We start from the raw sequence: 19929 nt of genomic DNA on the forward strand, positions 1-19929 counted from the left end.
ATGGAAACCCGTGCCCATCATGTATTGATCGGCCTGTTCACCGTGCTGGTGGTGGCCGCTGCGTTGTTGTTCGGCTTATGGCTGACCAAGTCCAGCGCGGACAGCGAGTTCACCCTCTACGACATCGTCTTCAACGAGGCGGTGACTGGTCTGTCGAAAGGCAGTGCGGTGCAGTACAGCGGGATCAAGGTCGGCGATGTCGTCCAGCTCAAGCTCGACCCGAAGGACCCGCGTAAGGTGCGGGCGCGCGTGCGGCTGGCTGGCGATACGCCGGTCAAGCAGAACACGCGGGCCAAACTGGCGCTGACCGGCATCACCGGTGGCGCATTTATCCAGCTGCACAGCGGTTCGCCAGATAGCCCAAAGCTGGAGAGCGAAAATGGCGAGGTGGCGGTGATCGTCGCCGACCCGTCGCCGATCAGCACGCTGCTGGCCAATGGCGAAGACCTGCTGACCAACATCAATAAATTCGTCGATAGCGCTAACCAGATGCTCTCCCCGGAGAATGCCGCGCGTATCAGCCGAACCCTGGAGCATCTGGATCTGGCGACCGGGGTGCTCGCCGAGCAGCGCAACGATATTCGCGAGATGGTGCAGCAGTTGGCCAGCGCCAGTAAACAAGCCAGTCTGACCCTCGAGCAGAGTGCGCAATTGATGCGCACAGCCAATGGCTTGCTGGACAAGCAGGGCAAGGGGGCGTTCGACGGCGCGCAGCAGGCGATGGCCGCACTGGAACGGGCCAGCCGCAACATTGCCCACTTGCTGAACGACAACCATGACTCGCTCAACGCGGGTGTTCAGGGCTTGAGTGAAATCGGCCCGGCGGTCAGTGAGCTGCGGGAAACCCTCAGTGGGCTGCGCTCGATTACGCGTCGGCTCGAAGAAGACCCGGCGAGTTACCTGCTCGGCGGCGACAAGACCAAGGAGTTTGAGCCATGAGGCCATCCCTGCAGCCGCTTCGTTTGTGCTGCCGTTTGCGTTTGCTCTGCGCGAGTGCGCTGTTGGGCCTGCTGTCGGGTTGCTCGCTGCTGCCACATGCCGAGCCGAACGATGTGTACCTGTTGCCTGGTAGTGTTAGCCGCCAGACCAACAGCGGCACTGCTGTCGATTGGTCTTTGCGCGTCGCCAAACCGCAGGCTAACCAGGTGCTGGATAACTCGCGCATCGCGGTGCTACCCGAAGGCAGCCTGATCAGCAGCTACAAGGGCGCCCGCTGGAGCGATGCCGGCCCGGTGCTGCTGCGCGACCGTCTGATCGAAGCCTTCCAGGCCGATGGCCGGATCACCTCGCTCAGCAGTGACGACACGCAACTTCAGGCCGATCTGGAACTGCTCAGCGACCTGCGGGCGTTTCAGAGCGAATACCGCACCGGGCAGCCCGAGGTGGTGATCCGTCTGGATGTGCGGCTGGTGCAAAGCGCTACCCGCAAGATCGTCGCGATGCAGCGCTTTGAGACGCGTCAGGCGTCCAGCAGCGCGCAAGTCGCGGATGTGGTCACGGCGTTCGGCCTGGCCAGCAATGCGCTCGCCGGGCAACTGCTGACCTGGACCCTGCAACAAGGGCAGCTGCAGGCCCGGAACCTGCGCTGACACGCGGCCTCAATACATACAGTCCGCGTCAAGGGGCCCGTTGTCGTTCAATTAGGGACAACTCGCAGACAGGAGGCAGCCGTAGGTTGGCGCTGAGCGCAGTGATGCCCAACAAGGAGTCGCCCGCGACTCCCTATGCTCGGTCCCGCGTTTGGCAGCCCGGCCTTGCAGGCCGGTTGTTGGGCATCGCCTTTGGCTCAGCGCCAACCTTGTATGTTGTTTTCCGTCAACCGGGTTAGCCTTTCAGGCCCTGCGCTTGACGCAGAGAAGCAGTTACTGGGGAGGCCGTTCCAACCTGGAGGTGAGTTCACACTCAACCTCGTCCGTAGATTGGCCCCCCGCCTCATTGCCCACCGCGTGGAGTATCTGGAAGCCAGCTCATTGAGGTGGACTTCGCATCACAAGGTTGCAGCGGCAAGAAGTGCGAGGTCGGGGAACCGGTAGCTATTGTTGCTCAAATGCCGGGCGAGATGAAATCAATGAGCGTATTTGTCGGTGTGGATGTGGGTGCCAAGACAGTTGTCTTGGCATGGCGAAAGGGTGGTCGCACGCGGGGCAAGCTGGACATCCAGCAAACGCCCGAGGGGCACGCCCAGGCGGTGGAGCGGATTAAAGCGCTAGAAGCCGTCCAAGTCGTGATGGAGGCCACCGGCGTTTACTACTTGGACTTGGCCGTTGCCTTGAGCAAGGCCGGGATCGTCGTGTCTGTCATCAACCCCAAAAGCTTCCACCACTTTGCCCAACTCAAGTTGGCGCAAAGCAAGACCGACCCGCTAGACGCGGCCCTCCTGGCCGAGTACGCCGAGCGGATGACGCCAGCCCCTTGGACTGCGCCGGATACCCTCCGTATGGCGCTGCGTGACATCGGCCGACAAATCAATCGGCTGACCGCGACCCGTACACAAGCCAAGAACCGCCTGCACGCCTTGCGCTCCAAACGTGACACGCTGGCGCTGCTGATTGAAGACGAAGTTGAAGCGGTCGAGAGGCTGGATCAGCGCATCGAGCGACTCAGCAACGCTGCACAGCGCCTGATTGCCGAGGACGCCGTGTTGAACAGTCAGTTTCAGCATCTGCTGGCAGCCAAAGGTGTTGGCGTTGCCAGTGCTATTGCGTTACTGGCTGAACTCAGTGTCCTGCCCCAGCATCTGAAGGCGCCGCAAGTCAGTCGCTATGCCGGGCTAGATATCCGCCTGTGCCAATCGGGCAGTAGCGTCAATAAGGCTTCACGGCTGAGCAAGGCGGGTAATGCCTATCTACGAAGCGCCCTCTACATGCCGGCACTGAGCGCGGTACGACATGACCCAAACGCCAAGGCCTTCTACCTGTCCCTACAACGCCGTGGCAAAAAGAAAATACAGGCCGTATGCGCCGTCATGCGCAAGTACCTGACCGGGCTTTGGGCTTGCATCCAACTGGGCGAACCCTTCGACTCCAGCAAGCTATTCAGCAAAATCCATCTGGCTGAAGCTTGACGTCCAACAGAGTATCTACGGATTTACAGAGTGCCGGCACAGTTGTCCGACGCTTAACTGAACAGCATTAGCCCCTTGTCGCACTTTTTCGGCTCGCTTCAGGGCCTGCGTTTGTCGCTTCTTCTAAGCGAGGAGGCTAATGGTGCTTTGGCTTTTCCGGTACGCTCGTACAGCTATTGTGCACAATGTAAAACATCTCTCAAGCCCCTATAGCCTCTGGTCGATAACTCGGAGCGGCGGTCACAAAACAGCAGTATTTATGGTTGTTTTGTATACAATCAGCCGCGACTTTTTCCGGATAAAGGTAACTCTCCATGCGCCTCTGGCAACGCAGTATTCAGTGGCAGCTGATCCTCAGCATGGGGGCGGCACTGCTCGCCAGCATCCTGATCGTGGTCGGCATTTATACGGTGGTGGTCAACCGCCTGGCCGAGCGGGCACTGGTCGAACAGGCTTTGCCAGCCAGTGTGGCGGTAATCGGTAATGATCTTGAGCGGATCCTCACCGAGCCGTTGACCGCCGCCCGCGGCATCGCCGAGAACAGCATGGTGCAGGAGTGGCTGGCCGGCGGCGAAGATCCGGCGCAGCAGGAGGCTTTTCTGCGTTACCTGAAAAGTGTGCAGAGCCAGCAGCAGGCCTTGACGACGTTTATCGTCGGCCTGGACAGCGGCCATTACTTCACCGACAAAAAGCTGGACCGCACTTTGACCCGCGGGCCGACGGAAAATGCGTGGTTCTATAGTTTTGTCGATGGCGGCGAAAACCGTGCGGTGGTTATCGACACGGACAAGTCTACTCACCTGCCAACCCTGTTTATCAACCAGCGCATCAGCCTGGGCGGCAAGACCCTGGGGATCGCAGGCTTGGGTTTTGACCTGGACGCCATGTCGGAATTGGTACGCAACTTTCGCTTCGGTGAAAGCGGGCGGATCTTCCTGATCAGCGCCGATGGCCGGGTCAAGGTGCATGCGCAATCCGAGTTCAACGACAGTCGTGAGTTGCGTGATTTGCTCGGCGCAGACGCCGCCCGCGAACTGCTCGCCAGCAAGGGCAAAGCGGTGCATTTCGAGCGTGATGGCGAGGCCTACCTAGCCCTGGCTAAACCCTTGAAGAGCCTCGGTTGGCTGTTGGTGAGCGAGGTGCCAGAGGCGGAAATTTACGCCGAAGCACGCCAGGCGCTGCTGACCAGCAGCCTGATTGGCCTGGTGGTGGCGTTGTTCTCGCTCGGCTTGGTGGTGTTGCTGGCCCGTGGTTTGGTGCGGCCGATTCGCCAGGTCACCGCGGCGTTGGTAGAGATTGGCGGCGGCGGTGGCGATCTGACGCGGCGTTTGGATGAGTCGCGCGCGGATGAACTGGGCGATCTGGCGCGCGGTTTCAACCGTTTTATCGGCAGCCAGCGGGAGCTGATCGGTGCCGTGCTGGCCACCAGCGAGCGGCTGGGCACGGCCGTCGGCCAAGTGGCTCAGGTGGTGGAGAACACCGCCGGGCGTGCCGGCCAGCAACAGGAAATGACCGATATGGTGGCCACCGCGGTGCACGAGATGGGCCTGACCGTACAGGAAATCGCGCGCAACGCCAGCAGTGCGGCGAGTACCTCGCAGAGTGCGCGTGACGAGGCGGTGCAGGCGCGTCAGGTGGTGGGCAGCTCTATCGCGCAGATCAAGAAGATGTCCGGCGATATCGGCCACGCGGCTGGGGCGGTTAGCGAACTGGCTGACGAGGTCGCATCGATTGATCAGGTGCTCTCGGTGATCCGGGGGATTTCCGAGCAGACCAACTTGCTTGCCCTGAACGCAGCGATCGAGGCGGCACGGGCCGGCGAGATGGGCCGTGGTTTTGCCGTGGTCGCCGATGAGGTGCGCACCCTGGCCAGCCGTACTCAGGCTTCCACCGGTGAGATTCAGCAGATGATCCAGCGGCTAAAAACCGGGGCGCAAACCGCAGTTAGTTCCATGCACGCGGGGCAAGCGGCGACCGGCACGGGCGTTGAGTCCAGCCAGCGCACTGGCGAGGCGCTGGGCTCGATCACCGAGCAGATCGAAAAAATCAGCGATATGAATACGCAAGTGGCGGCGGCGACTGAAGAGCAGTCCTCGGTGACCGAGGAGATCAACCGCAACGTGCAGGGCATTGCCGACCTGGCTCACGCGACCTCTGGCGAGGTGCAGGTTTGCCGCGAGGATTGCCAGACGCTGCGCCGTCTGGCGAATGACCTGGCGCAGCAGATGGGCAGTTTCCGCCTCTGAGCCGCCGGGGTGCGGCCCAGTGGCCTGTGTGGCTAGTTCAATTAGTCAATTTCGGCGCCTGAAGCTCCGATGCTGCGTTGCCGCTCCTCGCCATAGCCCAGCTATGACTCGTCGCGGCGCCTTGTCTCAGAACTCCAGGCATCCGAACTTGAGTTAACCAACTAGCCGTACTGGCCACTAGCCTTCTGGCTGAGCCAGCACCAGGCGGTCGCGGCCGGCTTCCTTGGCCCGGTAGAGGGCGTCGTCGACCCGCTTGTAGAGGGCTTCGGCGCTGCCGCCGCGCAGTGGGTCGTAGGTGCCGACGCCGAGGCTGGCGGTCAGCGGCATCCACTGCTGCTGGCAACTGAAGCCGCTGGCGGCGAGCTCGGCGCGGAAGCTTTCCGCCAGTTGCCGGGCCTGTTCCAGGGGGGTGTCCGGCATCAGCACGCCGAACTCCTCGCCGCCCAGACGCAGCAGGGCATCGCTGTCGCGGCGGAACGCCCGGCACATGCGCTCGGCGAAGGCGCGCAGGCATTCGTCGCCCACCGCGTGACCGTACTCGTCGTTGACCTTCTTGAAGAAGTCGATATCCAGCAGCACCAGCGACAGCGGGCTGCCGTGGCGCAGGGCGTTGGCCAGCAAGGCCGGGAACAGGCTGTTGAACCGATGGCGGTTGCCCAGCTGGGTCAGGCCGTCGGTGTGGCCCAGCGCTTCCATCCGCTCGCGCTGCTCCAGCAGTTGCAGTTCCAGGTCCAGGGTGTTGCAGTATTCGCGGTGGCTGCGGCTCTGGGCCAGCAGCAGGTAGCTGAGGTAGAGGGCCAGGGTCGCCAGCTCGCCGAGGTGCGCCGCGGCATCCGGCAGGAGCACCGCGAGCCCTGGCAGATAGAGCAGCAGGATGGCCAGGGCACCGCGGCTGCGATCCATCGAGAAGGTGAAGGCCATCGCCGCACTGATGGCGATGGTGCTGATGGCGGCGATCGACTGCGAGGGGGCGAAGTCAATGGTCTGCAGGGTCCAGGCCTGAACTAAGCCCCAGCCCAGGGCGTTGCCGCAGACCAGCCAGGCTTGCAGGTCCAGCCAGCGGCGCAGATCGCTTTCTGCATGCCCGGCGGGCAGCCGGTGCAGCCAGCGCAGGATCAGAATCAGGCTGAAGAAGGCCGTGGTGCCCAGGCCCAGCAACAAGTGCGCGCCCGGCGCGGCGCTGAAGCCCCAGACCAGCAGCCAGGCCAGCAGGTAATAGATGCCGCCTAGGCGCGTCCGTGATTGGGTGTGCTGGGCCTCGCGCCAGAGGCGGAAGGCGTTCGGTGCGCGGGGGAGGTCGGCGTCGGTCATGCGTTGTGACCAAAAGTACGGCATGAATTGAGCTTAGGTCGGCGCTGTCAAAGCGCCATCTTTTGTTGCGGTCAGCCGCGACGAATCAACCAGATGCCGACGACGATCAGTAGCAGCCCGGCGATCTTGCCTAAGCCCACTGGCGTCTCGCGAAAGCCTGCCCAGCCGAAGTGATCGAGTAGCAGCGCCATGCCGAGCTGCCCGGCCAGCACCAGCGTCATAAACAGCAAGGCGCCGATCCGTGGGCCGGTGAAGGCGGCGGTGGTGATAAAGAACGCTCCGAGCAGGCCACCGCTCCAATGCCACCAGGTCAGCCCTTTGAGGGCCGCCAGGGTTGGCACCTCGCGTTGCATCAGTACTAGCAACAGCAGCGCCAACGAGCCAATCAGAAAGGAAATCAGCGCTGCGGCCAGCACACTGGATACCTGTTTGGCTAACTGGCCATTGATACCGGCTTGCAGCGGCAGAAAGGCGCCAGCGATGAGTGGCAGGGTTAGCAGCCACCAGGCGGGAGCAGGCATGGCAAATTCCTTGAGGGGAAAGGCCGCCTAGTATGCCGTAAGCATGCCTGACGAATTTTCTGCGGTGCATAACTGTGGGTTGCGACTATGTACGCAAAAGAAAATCTATGTTTGAAATTTTAATTCAGTGTTTACAGAGATTGAGGTTTTTTTGTTGTGCGTATTCTAACTGCTTGAATGGCTGCTGTTGTTAGGTGGTCAACTAGCTGAGGTGATTTTTATAAAGCTTTGGCTGTTTTTATGAGACTGATTTTATTGGATTTTTGGTTATATCCTTTGGATTGCTTAGTTTGGGGTGGAGTGGCTGTTATATAAGTTGTTAATACCAAGTTCAGGGTTGTTGTGTTGGTCCGGATGCTCTGTTATCTCGCCAACGGATGAAAAGTCTTCTTGGAACTTAAGATATTTTCGGTGTGGTGGAGTTGAGCAGAAGGGATCGCCGTTCCTGGGAACGCTTGCTACAACTCTATGTCGTGATTAATGCCGCGCGTACCTGGTTCAACCAGCAGCCGATAGTGGATTCACGGTTGTCCTCCGCCGCGCTGGACCCGCGTTTTGGTGATGCGCATGACTACAACTTTGCCTTGGGGTTGCCAAGCCGATGTCCGACGAGGCATTGGACAGCCACAACCGCCGGTCGCGTGTCCGCTCAGCTCCAGTTATCAACTCTAAATGAACGCGTGCAAATGAATACGCCCAAGCGCTGGATCATGGTGCTTGGGCGTATTCACTAAACAGGAGCGATTCAGCATTTGACGGCCTGCACCCGCGGTAACGGAAACAGGCAGTTGAGGGTCTCGAACAAGCGTTCGTGGTAAATCGGCTTGCGGAAGAAATCGAGTACCTGCAAACGCAGGACGCCAATCACATCGTCCATCTCCGCGTGCCCGGAGGTGACGATTACCGGCAGGTGCTGCCGTGAAGTGTGTTCCCGGAGTCGCTGAATCAAACGCAGGCCGCTTTCCTCAGGCATGCGCAGGTCGGTGATGACCAACGCGATATCCGGGTGACGGCTGAGTTGAGCCAGGGCAAGTTTGACCGAGGTGGCGGTATGGCAACAGAAGCCTTCACCTTCGAGCAGTTCCGTCAGCTCGAGGAGAATGGCTTCGTCGTCATCCATCAAGAGCAGTTCCTGACGTATTGGGACGTGGAGGTTCATGGGATGGGCTCCTGCCGAGGTGTGTCCATTGCTTGGCATTAAACATTTTCGTGGGCCCTCAATGAGCCATGCACCTGAGAGCCCCTTAAAAGCTTAGTGGCGCCCCTACAACGTGGGGCTGAATCGCCCCGGGTTTCGTGGAGGCCTCAACTCTTGAGAAGATGAGGCCATGAGAAAGACCACGACCTACTCCCCCGAAGTCCGTGAACGTGCTGTACGCATGGTTCTGGAGCACCTGAACGACTATCCGTCCGAGTGGGCGGCCATCGAGTCCATCGCCCCCAAGATTGGCTGTGCAGCGCAAACCCTACATGGCTGGGTGCGTCGTTATCAGACCAACACCGGGCAGCGGCCCGGTCAAACCACGGAAGAGCATGAGCGCATCAAGACGCTGGAGCGAGAAGTGCGAGAGCTGCGCAAGGCCAACGAGATCCTGCGCCTGGCCAGTGCGTATTTTGCCCAGGCGGAGCTCGACCGCCGCACCAAGTCCTGAGGGCGTTTGTTGACCAGCATCGTGACCGTCTTGGGGTCGAGTCGATCTGCCGCGTCTTGCGGATCGCCCCATCCGGTTACCGGAAGCATGCAGCCCGGCTTCGTAACCCCGCACTGCGCTCCTGTCGTGCTCGGCGTGACGAGGTGTTGATCGCGGAAATCCAGCGAGTGTGGAATGCCAACATGCAGTGCTATGGCGCGATGAAGGTCTGGAAGCAACTCAGGCGAGAGCGCGTCGATGTGGCCAGGTGCACCGTGGAGCGTTTGATGCGTCAGGTCGGATTACAGGGCATACGGCGTGGTCAGGTCGTGCGGACAACGGTATCGGGCGACCAAACCGTATGCCCGCTGGATCGTGTCCAGCGTCAGTTCCATGCCGACCGGCCTAACCAGCTGTGGGTGTCGGACTTCACCTACATTTCGACCTGGCAGGGATGGTTGTATGTGGCCTTCGTGATCGACGTATTTGCACGCCGTATCGTCGGCTGGCGAGTCAGTACCAGCATGAAGACCGACTTCGTACTGGATGCCTTGGACCAGGCCCTGTATGACCGCCAGTCCAGTCGTACGGGCGGCCTGATCCATCACAGCGACCGCGGCAGCCAGTACGTCTCGATTCGCTACACCGAACGCCTGGCCGAGGCCGGCATCGAGCCCTCGGTCGGCAGCAAAGGCGATAGCTATGACAATGCCCTGGCCGAAACCATCAACGGGCTGTACAAGGCAGAGCTGATTCACCGGCAATCATGGAAGAGCCGCGAGGCTGTCGAGCTGGCCACCCTGAAGTGGGTGCACTGGTACAACCACCAGCGTCTGCTGGGCTCAATCGGCTATATCCCGCCGGCGGAGGCTGAGACAAACTTCTACCGGCAACAAGCCAGTCAGGCCATTGCGGCCTGACTTAAACGAAACGGCCTCCACAATAGCCGGGGCGATTCAGGCTGATGGCCGTGAAGATGGCACTCACGCGTGTGCTGATTGGGCCGCTGAACGTTACCAAAACCACCGCCACATTGGCGTACTCGATACCGGAGGCACTCTCTTCTTCTTTTGCGAATACTTTGCATCTCTGCAGCAGAGACTTCATGGGCATGATGTCGCTCCTTGCGGGTGGTTAAGGGCAGTCTGAATAAGTCGTCATGCCCGCGCTGGCGGGCATCCAGCTACACCGTAACTCCTACGTTCCCGCCTACTCGGGAACGACGTAAAAAAACTTGGTCAGAGCTTCCTTAAATTGCGTGCAACGAGCTGAGCGATGTCGATGCTGCTGTGCTTTGTAAATGTAAGAAGTTATAGGACTAAAGTCGAGTCGATAGCTATAAATGCTGACGATAATCAGTGCTGATTCGGCGTCATGGCAGTGCGCAAGCGGTTTTAACGCCTTGCGTTAGCCGCTGACTAAAGTATTACTAAATTACTGTTCGTTCTTTGCATCTGTATCTATGCTTCAAAAAAGCTTGAGATGGGGTGATGGCCATGTGCCGTCATGGCAGCAAGCGTAATAAGTCTCAAGGGTAAAGGGGGGCGACCGAATGGATAGTCGGGTGAACGAACGCTTACCCAACCGCCAGTTGGGCAAGCTTACGGCCTTGTTTTGCCGCCAGCAGGATGCCGACGCGACGTTGCTGGCCACCCATCTGGCCTTGGCCGTGCAGCAGACAGGGCAGCAGACGCTATTGCTCGATCTGGGCCTGCCGCATGGCGACAGCCTGGACCTGTTGAGTCTGGAGGCTTCGTTCCAGTTCGCTGACGCACTGCGCAACCTGCGCCGCTTGGATAATGCCCTGATCGACAGCGCCTTCTGCACCCATGCTTCGGGCCTGCGTTTGCTGGTGCTGTCGGCCGCGGGCGAGACGCTTGAGCATGCCAGTGCAGCAGAGCTTTACCTGCTGCTGGGTGCATTACGTCAACACTTCCAGCACATCGTCGTGAACCTTGCGGGGCAGCCGGATAGTGAGGCTTTGCGCTTGCTGGTCAGCAACTCCGACCAACTGCTTTGGTGTGCCGACCAGAGCGTGCCGAGCTGCCGGCGCAACCTCTCGCTGCTCAGCCAATGGCGCGAGCATGGGGTAAAGCTGGGGCACGCCAGTTTGCTGATCGATCGTTACTTGCGCGGGGTGGTACCGGATGATCAAGCCCTGAGTAAATCGTTCGCTCTTCCGGTTATTGAGGTGCTGCCATTTAGCGTTGAGGTGCGGATGAATGCCAAGAACCAAGGCCGTAGTCTGTTCGAGGTCGCGCCGCGGGAGCGTTTGAGCCAGCGTCTGAAATTGCTTGGTGAACAGCTGGCCGAGATCGACAAACCTGCGCCGCCGCCGCGTGGCTGGCTACGCCGGTGGGGAGGCTCGAAATGAGCGTCGACGCACTCTTTGGCGCTACCGTGCGGGGCATGCCCAGGCCGGGCAATACGACGCCCAGGGCCTCAAGCTGGTGCTGCACCGCTACATCATCGATGCCATCGACGATGACGGGGTGAATATTCTCGAAGGCGTGCGCTCGGCGGTTGCCCAGTACGTCATCGACAAGGTGGTCGAGTATGCCGGCCGCCATCAACTGGCTGTCTCGCGTTATGAAATGGAGCAGATGGCCGAGGAGCTGGTCGATGGGTTGACCGGTTTTGGCGCGAAACCAACCCCGATTTCGACCCCTGGATTGCCTTACGCGCAGAGAAAACCGAGGCCGTGGTGCGACTGCTGGTCGAGGACAACGGTGGCGGTATCGATCCACGGCTGTTGGAGCGCATCTTCGAGCCCTTCTTTACCACCAAGCCGGTGGGCAAGGGCACGGGCCTCGGGCTGTCGGTCAGCTACGGTATCGTCGAGCAGATGGGTGGGCTGCTGAGTGCCGAGAATTCGGCTGAAGGCGCACGCTTTATTATCAGCCTGCCGTTGGCAGAGGCCGCCATCCCCGCGCCATGATGCCGAGCGGCAGCCTATTGGAGTGCACAAATCCATCCGCACGGCTTAGCGAGACGGTACCAGCGCAGGGGTCAGTGCGGTGGATATTGCGAGAGCACCTTGCCGACTGTCTCGCGGATTGCCGCTTCGCGCTCGGTGGGGCTCGGCGGGACGCTACGCATGATCTGCTCGGCACTGCCGCGCCAGACCAGCTTGCCGTCCTTGCCGTCGAACAGGTCGACCTGGATGGTGGCGACTTTGTAGTCGTAGTTGCGTGTCTCGGTGTAAGCCGGACCACCCCAGTAGCCGTTCCAGTAACCGCCCCACATACCTCCGTAGCTGGTGCTGACCTGGTTCTGGCGATTTTCGACGATCAGCCATGTCTGGGCCTTGAGGTCTGACTTGGCACCGACCGGCGCCGGGTGTAGGCCGCGTTGGTCGAGCTGCTGGCTGACCGCTTCACGGATGCGTTGTTCGGTGAGATCGCTTTTGATCCGCGGGTCGTCCGGTCGGTACTGCAACGCCGGTTCTTGCCAGCTCCAGCTGCGATATGCGCCGAAGTCGCGAGTAGCGTCGAAATCACGGCTGAGTTGGTCGGTCTGGCAAGCGGCCAGCAACAACAGGATGGGGACTAAGAAAAAACGGGGGGACATGATTGCATCTCCGGAGCTAGAGCCTCTATCCAAGCGCAAGCGGAGAGCCGCCGCAAGCGCATATTGCAACGGCGCGTGAACCCCTATCCGTAGGCTGGGTAGAGCCTTTTTTTGGCGAAACCCAGCTTGCGGTCTTGATTGCTGGGTTTCGCTTCGCTCTACCCAGCCTACGCAAACGGTATGACCTAGTTCGGCGGGTAGTCGCTCAGGGCTTGCTGTACCGCGGAACGCAGAGCAGTGGCGCGTTCCGACTGGCTGCCGCGGCTATCCGTTTCGGCGCTGCCACTCCACACCGCCTGGCCATTGCCGGCGTCGAACAAGTCAATGCGCACCACCATGACTTCCTCCTCGTAGGTGCGCACCAGCGGCACGCTGCCATACAGGCCATAGTTGTTGCCGTAGGGGCCGTAGCCGTAATAGCTGCCGTAGTTATCCTGCACTTGGCGCAAGCGGCGCTCCACATGCATATTCGCGGCGACGCGCAGGTCGGCCTTGGCGCCTTGTTGAGCCGGGCGCAGGCCGCGTTGATCGAGGCTGGTGCTCAGGGTTTCCTGCACGAGTTCCGGGCTGGCCCAGGAGGTGCCGGCCGGTAGGTGGCCATCCAGCCAAGCCCAGGTACGGTAGCGCCCGTAATCGCGCGGCGCGGCGGGGTAAGAGCTGAGATCGAGGGTATTAGCCGCCTGAGCTGGAGCCGGTGGTAAGGGGTTGGAGCTGGCGGTATAGGGGTTGCTGCCCTGACAGGCAACAAGGCTCAAACAGCACGCCAACATACAAATACGGCGATTCATCACGTCCTCCGGGGCGACTCGTTAGAGCGGGCGGCAGATCCAGTGCAGATAGCGTCCAAGGCCCATGAAGCTCGGGTGGCGGCGGTGCGCTAGCTCCATTTCCAGCAGGTCGATCAGCTCGGCCTTGGCTTGGAATTCCACCGGCATATAGTCGTGAAATACTCGCACACCGCTTTGAGTTTCGACCTTCCAGTGGCCGGCTAGTTGCGCTGCCAGCTCACGTGGGTCAAGCGGCCGCTGCGGTGTCAGGCTTTGTTTTTCACCGGCAAACTCTTGTTTGCGCAGCTTGCGGAAGTGGCCCTTGAGCAGGTTGCGGTAGATCAGCGCATCGCGGTTGTAGAAGGCCAGCGACAGCCAGCCGCCAGCCGCCGTCAGTTGGTGCAGTACCGGCAGGATCGCGTGAGGTTCGGCCAGCCACTCCAGCACCGCGTGGCAGATCACCAGGTCATAGGGTTCGGTCAGTTGGCCGAGCAACTCCTGCCAGGGCGCCTGAATGAAGGTCGCGCTCTGCCCGGCCGCGGCGAAGCGCTCGCGGGCGCCCAGCAGCATGGGCTCGGCGGGTTCGCTGACGGTGACCTGATGGCCGCGCTCGGTCAACCACAACGACATATGCCCCAAGCCGGCGCCGATATCCAGCACCCGCATTGGGCGGTCCGGCAGGCTTTCGGCGAGGTCGGCCTGGAGCACCGCCAAGCGAATCGCGCCCTTGGCGCCGCCGTAGATCTTCTCGGCGAAACGCGTCGCCAGTTCATCGAAGTGTCGGTCGCTCATTTTCCGAACCGCCGTTCGCCATCGGCCAGTTTGGCGCGCACGGCCTGCTCCATATCGATGCCGAGTTCAGCGCAAAGCAGCAAGAGATACAGCACGATGTCGCCGACTTCCTGGCCGGCGTGCTCCAACTGGTCGGCCGGCAATTGCCGTGACTGGTCTTCGGTGAGCCACTGGAATATTTCCACCAGCTCAGCCATCTCTACGCTGGCGGCCATGGCCAGGTTCTTCGGGCTGTGGAAGCCGCTCCAGTCATTGCTGTCGCGAATGGCGTGCAGGCGGGTGGTGAGTTCTTCGAGGTTCATGCGGCTCTCCGGGTCAGAGCCGCATTGTTTCACGGGGCGCGCCCTAGATCACCCGCCAGCTACCGCTCATATGCGGGATGCCGTCTTGCCCCTGCAGTTTGAACTGCCCGCTGGGCGCCACATCGCTGGCTAGCAGGGTGGCTTCGCCGGGCAGCAGTAGCGGTTTCTGGAAGCGCACCTCAACCACATAACCGGCGGCCGGCAGCCGTTCGCCGAGGGCGGCCAGCGCGCGGGCCTTGTTCCACAGGCCATGGGCGATGGCGCGGGGGAAGCCGAACAGCTTGGCGCTGAAGGCGGACAGATGGATCGGGTTGTAGTCGCCTGCCACCCTGGCGTAGCGCCGGCCAATATTCGCCGGCGCCTGCCACTGCGCGATTTCGCCCAGCGCCAGCGGTTCGTCCTCGGCGCGCTGGATTGGCTGGCCGTTCAGGCGCAGGGCTCGGCAGAGGATGCGGCTGTCGCCTTCCCAGAGCAGACCGAGCTGGTCTTCGAGACGGGTAATCAGGCTGAAGACCGCGCCCTTTTCGTGTGGCTGGAGGTTTTCCACCTGCACGCTGACGCTGAACGGGCCGAGGCCGCCGAGCTGGCGCAGCACGCGGATGCGATTTTCCAGGTGTACCAGGCCGAGCAACGGGAAGGGGAAGGTCTTGTCAGTGAGCAACTGCATTTGCAGCGCGAAGGCGAGGATATGCGGGTAGGTCGGCGGTAACCGGCCGTCATCACTAAAGCCGCAGATCTGCCGGTAACGCGTCAAATGCCCTGGGTCGACGCTGACCGAGCAGCGCAGACCGTGGCTGGGCAGGGTCTGCCCGGTTACGCCGCGGCGCAGTGCGGCACGAGCGAATAGACCGGGCAGAGCCGGCGGGGCGGGCAGGTCGAGCCAAGCGGTGGCCATGGATAATCTCCTTGTTCAGATGCCAGCAGCTTAGTCCGCCACACTGCGGCTACATTGGCCGCGCGGCGTGCTCGCCTGGCAGGCGAGTCAATCAGCTTGAGCCGCAAGGCCAAAGCTGCATAAGATGACCACGCCTCACGGACAATAAGAACCTATAAAAAATGCTGCGTGATCTGACCGACGATGTGGCGCTGATGCGCCCGGTGATCGACGCCTTGCGGGCCAGTGGAACCGACCCCGATCGGGTGCTGGTGCGTGTCGGCTTACCACCCGGTGGCTTGCCCGCCGGGCGCTTCCCCCATTCTGCCCAGGCGCTGTTCTGGAAGGCCGCCGCCGACGAGTGCGCCCAGGAGCACATCGGCCTGTATTTGGCGCGCAATCTGCCGGCGTTCCATGGCCTGCTGCTGGAGTATCTATTCCTCTCCAGCGAAACCTTCGGCGACGGTTTACGCCATGCCCTGCGCTACGTGCGTCTGCTTTCCGACACCTTGAACGCCAAGCTGGAAGTCGAGGGCGAGCGTGCCACCCTGGTGCTCGGCATGATGGTCGGGGTGCCGCGACATTTTCCGGAAATGCTCGCCGGTGCGGTGATTCGCCTATTTGCCGCGTTGACCGAGGGCAACTTCAGGCCCTACGCCGTGCAATTGATGCACTGCGAGGGCGCGCCAGCAGAGCATTACGTCGATGTTTACGGCTGCCCCGCGCAGTTGGGGGCCGAGCGTTATGCCTTGCTGTTCGACGCCGCCGTGCTGAACCAGGCCTCTCGCCATGCCGCACCGGAATTGCTGCGGATGCACGAGTCCCTGGCGCGCCGGCAATTGGCCGAGGTGGAACGTCTGGACCTGGTGCGCAAGGTGCGCGAACTGATCGGCGAGCTGTTGGTTGAGAGCGGCGCCACCCTGGAACAGGTTGCCGGTAGCTTGAACATGCCGCCGCGCCGGCTGCGTGAACGGTTGGCTATGGCCGGGGTGCGCTTCAACGATCTGGTCACCGACTACCGTTGCCGGCTGGCCAAAGAGTTGCTGCTCAAGACCGATGAACGCATCGAAGTGATAGTCGAACGCACCGGCTTCTCCGAGCCAAGCACGTTCTACCGGGCGTTCAAACGCTGGGTCGGAGAGACCCCGGTGGAGTTTAGGAAACGCGGCAAATTGTAGGCTGGGTAGAGCCGTTTTTTGGCGAAACCCAGCTTTGCGACGGTGGCCTAGCTGGGTTTCATGAGGTGCATCCATGCACCTCGCTCTGCGGGTAGCTAAAGTTGTGCAAAACGGCTTTCCTGCTGTTTCGTCGCTGCGCTCTACGCCAGTGCGTAGGGTGGGTTAGCCGCGAAGCGGCGTAACCCACCGACCGGTCCGGCAGCACCCTACGCCCCCAGCAAACTCTGCCCACACACCCGCAGTACCTGCCCGCTTACCGCCCCGGAACTCGGTTGAGCGAACCAGGCCACGGCTTCGGCGACATCTTGCGGCAGGCCGCCCTGGCCCATGGAGTTCATGCGCCGGCCGGCTTCACGGATGGTCAAGGGAATGGCGGCGGTCATCTGTGTCTCGATAAAGCCTGGCGCCACCGCATTGATGCTGATGCCGCGTTTGCCGAGTGCGGGAGACCAGGCCTGGGCCAGGCCGATCAGGCCGGCTTTGCTGACCGCGTAGTTGCTCTGGCCCATGTTGCCGGCGATGCCGCTGATCGACGCGAGCAATACCACGCGAGCGTTATCGTGCAGCTTGCCAGCCTCCAGCAGGGCCTGGGTCAGCAGTTGTGGCGCGCGTAGGTTGACGTCGATCACCGAGTCCCAGAAAGCATCGCTCATCTTCGCCAGGGTCTTGTCGCGGGTGATACCGGCGTTGTGCACCAGAATATCCACCCCTTCTGGCAGCGCTTCGATTAGTTGCGCCGCCGCATCTGTCGCGCAGATATCCAGCGCTATGCTGCGCCCGCCGAGGCGAGCGGCGAGGGCGTCGAGGGCGTCTTTGACTTGCGGCACATCCAGCAGCAGCACTTGTGCACCATCGCGCGCCAGGGTTTCCGCGATGGCGGCGCCGATACCACGGCTGGCGCCAGTCACCAGGGCTGTCTGCCCGGCCAGCGGCCGAGTCCAGTCTTTCACTTGCTCCGCACAAGCGCTCAGGCGGATGACTTGGCCAGAGACGTAAGCGCTTTTCGGTGAGAGGAAAAAGCGCAGGGCACCTTCCAACTGATTTTCGGCACCCTTGCCGACATACAGCAGTTGCACGCTGCCACCACGGCGGATCTCCTTGCCGAGCGAGCGGGTGAAACCTTCCAGCGAACGTTGCGCGCTGGCGGCGAACGGGTCTTTGAGCGACTCCGGCGGCCGTCCGAGTACCACCACCCGAGGGCATTGAGCCAAGCCTTTGAGGGCCGGCTGGAAGAAGTCGCGCAGCTCACGCAACTGCTCGGCGTTGCTGATACCGCTGGCGTCGAAGATCAAGGCCTTAAGTTTTGGGCCGTGCTCGGCGGTCCAGCGGCTCAGGCCGAACTGGCCATCCTGCTGGGCGAAGGCGGCATCGGTCAGGCGATTCAGGCAGCCACTGGCGGCTTCGGCCAGCACTCCGCCGCTGATCAGCAGGGCCCCATCGACCGGCCGAGTCCGTCCGGCCATCCAGCGCTCCAAACGCAGCGGAGCAGGCAGACCGAGGGCGCCGACCAGGCGACGGCCCAGAGCGGAGTTGGCGAAGTTCAGATAACGGTCGGACATGGCAGTCGGCTCCTGCTGGCGAATCAAATGTGGGCCCACTCTACGCAGCCCGACAGACTGCGCAATTGACCGTGCCGCCTGCCGTGCTGGCAAGGCGGCCAATGCGAGGCGGGCGGGGCAAGCTAGTCTTGTGCCCACTTATCCCGCAAGGAGTCACCCATGACCCAGCTGCGTCGGGTCGCCATTGTCGGCGGCAACCGTATCCCCTTCGCCCGCTCTAATACCGTGTACGCCACCGCGAGCAATCAGCAGATGTTGACGGCGGCACTTGAAGGCCTGATCGAGCGCTACAACCTGCATGGCGAGCGCTTGGGTGAAGTGGTGGCTGGCGCGGTGCTCAAGCATTCACGCGACTTCAACCTGACCCGTGAATGCGTGCTGGGCTCGCGGCTGGCGCCGGAAACCTCGGCTTATGACCTCCAGCAAGCCTGCGGAACCGGCCTGGAAGCGGCGATTCTGGTGGCCAACAAGATTGCCCTCGGGCAGATCGACAGCGGCATCGCCGGCGGCGTCGACACCACCTCCGATGCGCCGATCGGGGTCAACGAAGGGCTGCGGCAGATTCTGCTGGAGGCCAATCGCGGCAAGTCCACGGGCGACAAGCTGAAAACCCTGCTGAAGATTCGTCCGCGCCATCTGGCGCCGCATATCCCGCGCAATGGCGAGCCGCGTACCGGCTTGTCGATGGGTGAGCATTGCGAGCAGATGGCACAGACCTGGGCCATCCCCCGCGATGAACAGGACCAACTGGCCGTCGCCAGCCACCAGAAGCTCGCAGCCGCTTATGCCGAGAGCTGGCACGACGACCTGCTGACGCCGTTCCTCGGCTTGACCCGCGACCAGAACCTGCGCCCGGAGATCAGCCTGGAGAAGTTGGCGACCCTCAACCCGGTGTTCGACAAAGGCCCGCGCGGCACCCTGACCGCCGCCAACTCGACGCCGCTGACCGACGGCGCCTCGGTGGTGCTGCTGGCCAGTGAAGAGTGGGCCAAGGCCCGCGGCCTACCGATTCTGGCCTACTTCAAGGATGGCGAAGCGGCGGCGGTGGACTTCGTAAAAGGTAAGGAAGGCCTGCTGATGGCGCCGGTGTACGCCGTGCCACGTCTACTGGCGCGCAACAAGCTGAGTTTGCAGGACTTCGACTATTACGAAATTCACGAGGCCTTCGCCGCCCAAGTGCTTTGTACGCTGAAGGCCTGGGAAGATCCTGAGTACTGCAAGACCCGGCTCGGCCTGGACCAGGCGCTAGGTTCGATTGACCGTAGCAAGATGAACGTCAAAGGCAGCTCGCTGGCCGCCGGCCATCCGTTCGCGGCCACCGGCGGGCGCATCGTCGCCAACCTGGCCAAGCTGCTGTCGGTGGCGGAGCAGGGCCGTGGCCTGATCTCAATTTGCGCCGCCGGCGGTCAAGGTGTGACTGCGATCATCGAAAAGTAATCCAACCGCTGTGACCGCAATTCAGCGCGGCCACAGGATGTAAGCAACTCCGTGATTCTCTTCGTTTTGAGAGCGGCGGCCCGTTTCGGCGGTGCCGCCTTTTTTTGTTCTGTATGGAGCGGACACAGGGTGTAGGAGCGAATTTATTCGCGATGGGGCAGCACCGAGTCGCTCTTGTTCGCGGATGAATCCGCTCCTACAAAACCCAAGCCCTCAGTGCTGGCCATTCCCCGGCTGCAACAGCGAAGTCGGCACCCGGCCATTGAAGGGGGTGGAGAGGATGATCGAGGTCTTGCTCGCGCCGTACTCCGAGAGCCGGTCGATCAGCGATTGCAGCTCGTTCATCGAGGCGACGGCGGCGTGCATGATCACGCAGGCATCGCCGGTCACACGGTAGCAACTGGTCAGCTCTGGGAAGCGTTCGAGTGCCGCCAGGCTTGAGTGCGATTGGTGAGTGGCGATGCGCAGCTCGATCATGCACTCGATCGGCAGGCCGAGTTTGCTGACGTCGACATTGGCCTGATAGCCGCTGATCACGCCGCTGCTCTCCAGCTTGGCCACCCGTTCGGCGACGGCGGGTGGCGACAGGTTGACCCGCCGCGCCAACTCGGCAAATGACAGGCGGCCGTCTTCGATCAGGGCGGTCAGAATCAGGCGGTCGTATTTATCCATGCTGA

At 61.7% G+C, this 19929-nt stretch carries 18 protein-coding genes, 5 pseudogenes and 1 other annotated feature; of the genes and pseudogenes, 12 read left to right on the plus strand and 11 right to left on the minus strand.

The annotated features are described in order from the left end of the window. The 5 genes and pseudogenes from D3879_RS08640 to D3879_RS27810 all read left to right on the plus strand — a co-directional run bounded on the left by D3879_RS08640 (position 1) and on the right by D3879_RS27810 (position 5310). Positions 1-939 carry an MlaD family protein gene (locus D3879_RS08640; RefSeq protein WP_119953667.1) on the plus strand — a complete coding sequence of 313 codons (939 nt, stop codon included), beginning with the start codon at positions 1-3 and terminating at the stop codon, positions 937-939. After that, positions 936-1589: an ABC-type transport auxiliary lipoprotein family protein gene (locus D3879_RS08645; protein WP_119953669.1), complete on the plus strand. Its 654-nt coding sequence runs from the start codon at positions 936-938 to the stop codon at positions 1587-1589. Before D3879_RS08640 ends, D3879_RS08645 begins: the two co-directional genes overlap by 4 nt. 479 nt (positions 1590-2068) lie before the next feature. Continuing rightward, positions 2069-3064 carry an IS110 family RNA-guided transposase gene (locus D3879_RS08650; RefSeq protein WP_119952286.1) on the plus strand — a complete coding sequence of 332 codons (996 nt, stop codon included), beginning with the start codon at positions 2069-2071 and terminating at the stop codon, positions 3062-3064. Between the two features lie 359 nt (positions 3065-3423). Beyond that, positions 3424-4446: pseudogene (locus tag D3879_RS27805) on the plus strand (cache domain-containing protein); the annotation flags it as partial. Between the two features lie 135 nt (positions 4447-4581). Then, complete coding sequence (locus D3879_RS27810) at positions 4582-5310, plus strand: methyl-accepting chemotaxis protein (protein WP_420800922.1); 729 nt, start codon at positions 4582-4584, stop codon at positions 5308-5310. 177 nt (positions 5311-5487) lie between these two features. Here the strand turns inward: D3879_RS27810 and D3879_RS08660 are convergent, their stop codons facing one another. Both D3879_RS08660 and D3879_RS08665 read right to left on the minus strand, forming a co-directional pair. After that, positions 5488-6621, minus strand: coding sequence for a GGDEF domain-containing protein (locus tag D3879_RS08660; RefSeq protein WP_119953673.1), 1134 nt, complete (start codon positions 6619-6621; stop codon positions 5488-5490). 71 nt (positions 6622-6692) lie between these two features. Continuing rightward, positions 6693-7142, minus strand: a complete 450-nt coding sequence (locus D3879_RS08665; protein WP_119953675.1) for a DMT family transporter — start codon at positions 7140-7142, stop codon at positions 6693-6695. Positions 7143-7585: 443 nt separating this feature from the next. Between D3879_RS08665 and D3879_RS26930 the strand changes: the two are divergent. Beyond that, a pseudogene (locus D3879_RS26930) lies at positions 7586-7814 on the plus strand (ShlB/FhaC/HecB family hemolysin secretion/activation protein); the annotation flags it as partial. 73 nt (positions 7815-7887) lie between these two features. On the opposite strand, the gene D3879_RS08670 reads toward D3879_RS26930, so the two are convergent. Then, on the minus strand, positions 7888-8301 hold the full coding sequence (locus D3879_RS08670; protein ID WP_119953677.1) for a response regulator: 414 nt from the start codon (positions 8299-8301) through the stop codon (positions 7888-7890). 169 nt (positions 8302-8470) lie between these two features. On the opposite strand from D3879_RS08670, the gene D3879_RS08675 reads away from it, so the two are divergent. Then, a protein-coding gene (locus D3879_RS08675) for an IS3 family transposase (protein WP_119953679.1) occupies positions 8471-9693 on the plus strand; the annotation gives its coding sequence in 2 pieces (ribosomal slippage) (positions 8471-8756 and positions 8756-9693; 1224 coding nt in all). After that, positions 8749-8865 (plus strand) — a sequence feature (AL1L pseudoknot). It overlaps the preceding gene by 117 nt. A 1-nt stretch (position 9694) precedes the next feature. On the opposite strand, the gene D3879_RS08680 is transcribed toward D3879_RS08675, so the two are convergent. Beyond that, positions 9695-9886, minus strand: a complete 192-nt coding sequence (locus tag D3879_RS08680) for a Flp family type IVb pilin (RefSeq protein WP_119953681.1) — start codon at positions 9884-9886, stop codon at positions 9695-9697. Between the two features lie 436 nt (positions 9887-10322). Between D3879_RS08680 and D3879_RS08685 the strand changes: the two are divergent. From D3879_RS08685 to D3879_RS08690, 3 pseudogenes are all read left to right on the plus strand, one after another. Next, positions 10323-11147, plus strand: a pseudogene (locus tag D3879_RS08685) (CpaE/TadZ family protein); the annotation flags it as partial. Next, a pseudogene (locus D3879_RS26935) lies at positions 11144-11415 on the plus strand (CpaF family protein); the annotation flags it as partial. The pseudogenes D3879_RS08685 and D3879_RS26935, both read left to right, overlap by 4 nt. After that, positions 11415-11711, plus strand: a pseudogene (locus tag D3879_RS08690) (sensor histidine kinase); the annotation flags it as partial. The pseudogenes D3879_RS26935 and D3879_RS08690, both read left to right, overlap by 1 nt. A gap of 71 nt (positions 11712-11782) precedes the next feature. On the opposite strand, the gene D3879_RS08695 reads toward D3879_RS08690, so the two are convergent. From D3879_RS08695 to D3879_RS08715, 5 genes are all read right to left on the minus strand, one after another. Then, positions 11783-12343 carry a DUF4136 domain-containing protein gene (locus D3879_RS08695; RefSeq protein WP_119953687.1) on the minus strand — a complete coding sequence of 187 codons (561 nt, stop codon included), beginning with the start codon at positions 12341-12343 and terminating at the stop codon, positions 11783-11785. A gap of 185 nt (positions 12344-12528) precedes the next feature. Further along, positions 12529-13131, minus strand: a complete 603-nt coding sequence (locus tag D3879_RS08700; protein ID WP_119953689.1) for a DUF4136 domain-containing protein — start codon at positions 13129-13131, stop codon at positions 12529-12531. Between the two features lie 21 nt (positions 13132-13152). After that, positions 13153-13902: a methyltransferase gene (locus D3879_RS08705; protein ID WP_119953691.1), complete on the minus strand. Its 750-nt coding sequence runs from the start codon at positions 13900-13902 to the stop codon at positions 13153-13155. Beyond that, a complete protein-coding gene (locus D3879_RS08710; protein ID WP_119953693.1) occupies positions 13899-14204 on the minus strand; it encodes a nucleotide pyrophosphohydrolase in 306 nt (101 codons plus the stop codon). Before D3879_RS08710 ends, D3879_RS08705 begins: the two co-directional genes overlap by 4 nt. 43 nt (positions 14205-14247) lie before the next feature. Beyond that, positions 14248-15099 (minus strand): MaoC family dehydratase, encoded by an 852-nt coding sequence (locus tag D3879_RS08715; RefSeq protein WP_119953694.1) that lies wholly within the window; start codon positions 15097-15099, stop codon positions 14248-14250. Positions 15100-15263: 164 nt separating this feature from the next. Here D3879_RS08715 and D3879_RS08720 point away from each other — a divergent pair, with 164 nt between their 5' ends. Beyond that, the gene (locus tag D3879_RS08720) at positions 15264-16256 is read left to right on the plus strand and encodes an AraC family transcriptional regulator (protein ID WP_119954930.1); all 993 of its coding nucleotides are present in this window, start codon (positions 15264-15266) and stop codon (positions 16254-16256) included. Positions 16257-16462: 206 nt separating this feature from the next. Here D3879_RS08720 and D3879_RS08725 read toward each other — a convergent pair whose 3' ends face one another. Continuing rightward, entirely contained in the window at positions 16463-17815 is a 1353-nt protein-coding gene (locus D3879_RS08725; protein WP_119953696.1) for a 3-oxoacyl-ACP reductase, read from the minus strand. Positions 17816-17974: 159 nt separating this feature from the next. On the opposite strand from D3879_RS08725, the gene D3879_RS08730 reads away from it, so the two are divergent. Next, positions 17975-19252, plus strand: a complete 1278-nt coding sequence (locus tag D3879_RS08730; RefSeq protein ID WP_119953698.1) for an acetyl-CoA C-acetyltransferase — start codon at positions 17975-17977, stop codon at positions 19250-19252. Between the two features lie 213 nt (positions 19253-19465). On the opposite strand, the gene D3879_RS08735 is transcribed toward D3879_RS08730, so the two are convergent. Then, the gene (locus D3879_RS08735; protein ID WP_119953700.1) at positions 19466-19924 is read right to left on the minus strand and encodes an Lrp/AsnC family transcriptional regulator; all 459 of its coding nucleotides are present in this window, start codon (positions 19922-19924) and stop codon (positions 19466-19468) included. Between the last annotated feature and the right edge of the window lie 5 nt (positions 19925-19929).

It is taken from the genome of Pseudomonas cavernicola (assembly GCF_003596405.1).
Taxonomy (GTDB): Bacteria; Pseudomonadota; Gammaproteobacteria; order Pseudomonadales; family Pseudomonadaceae; genus Aquipseudomonas; species Aquipseudomonas cavernicola.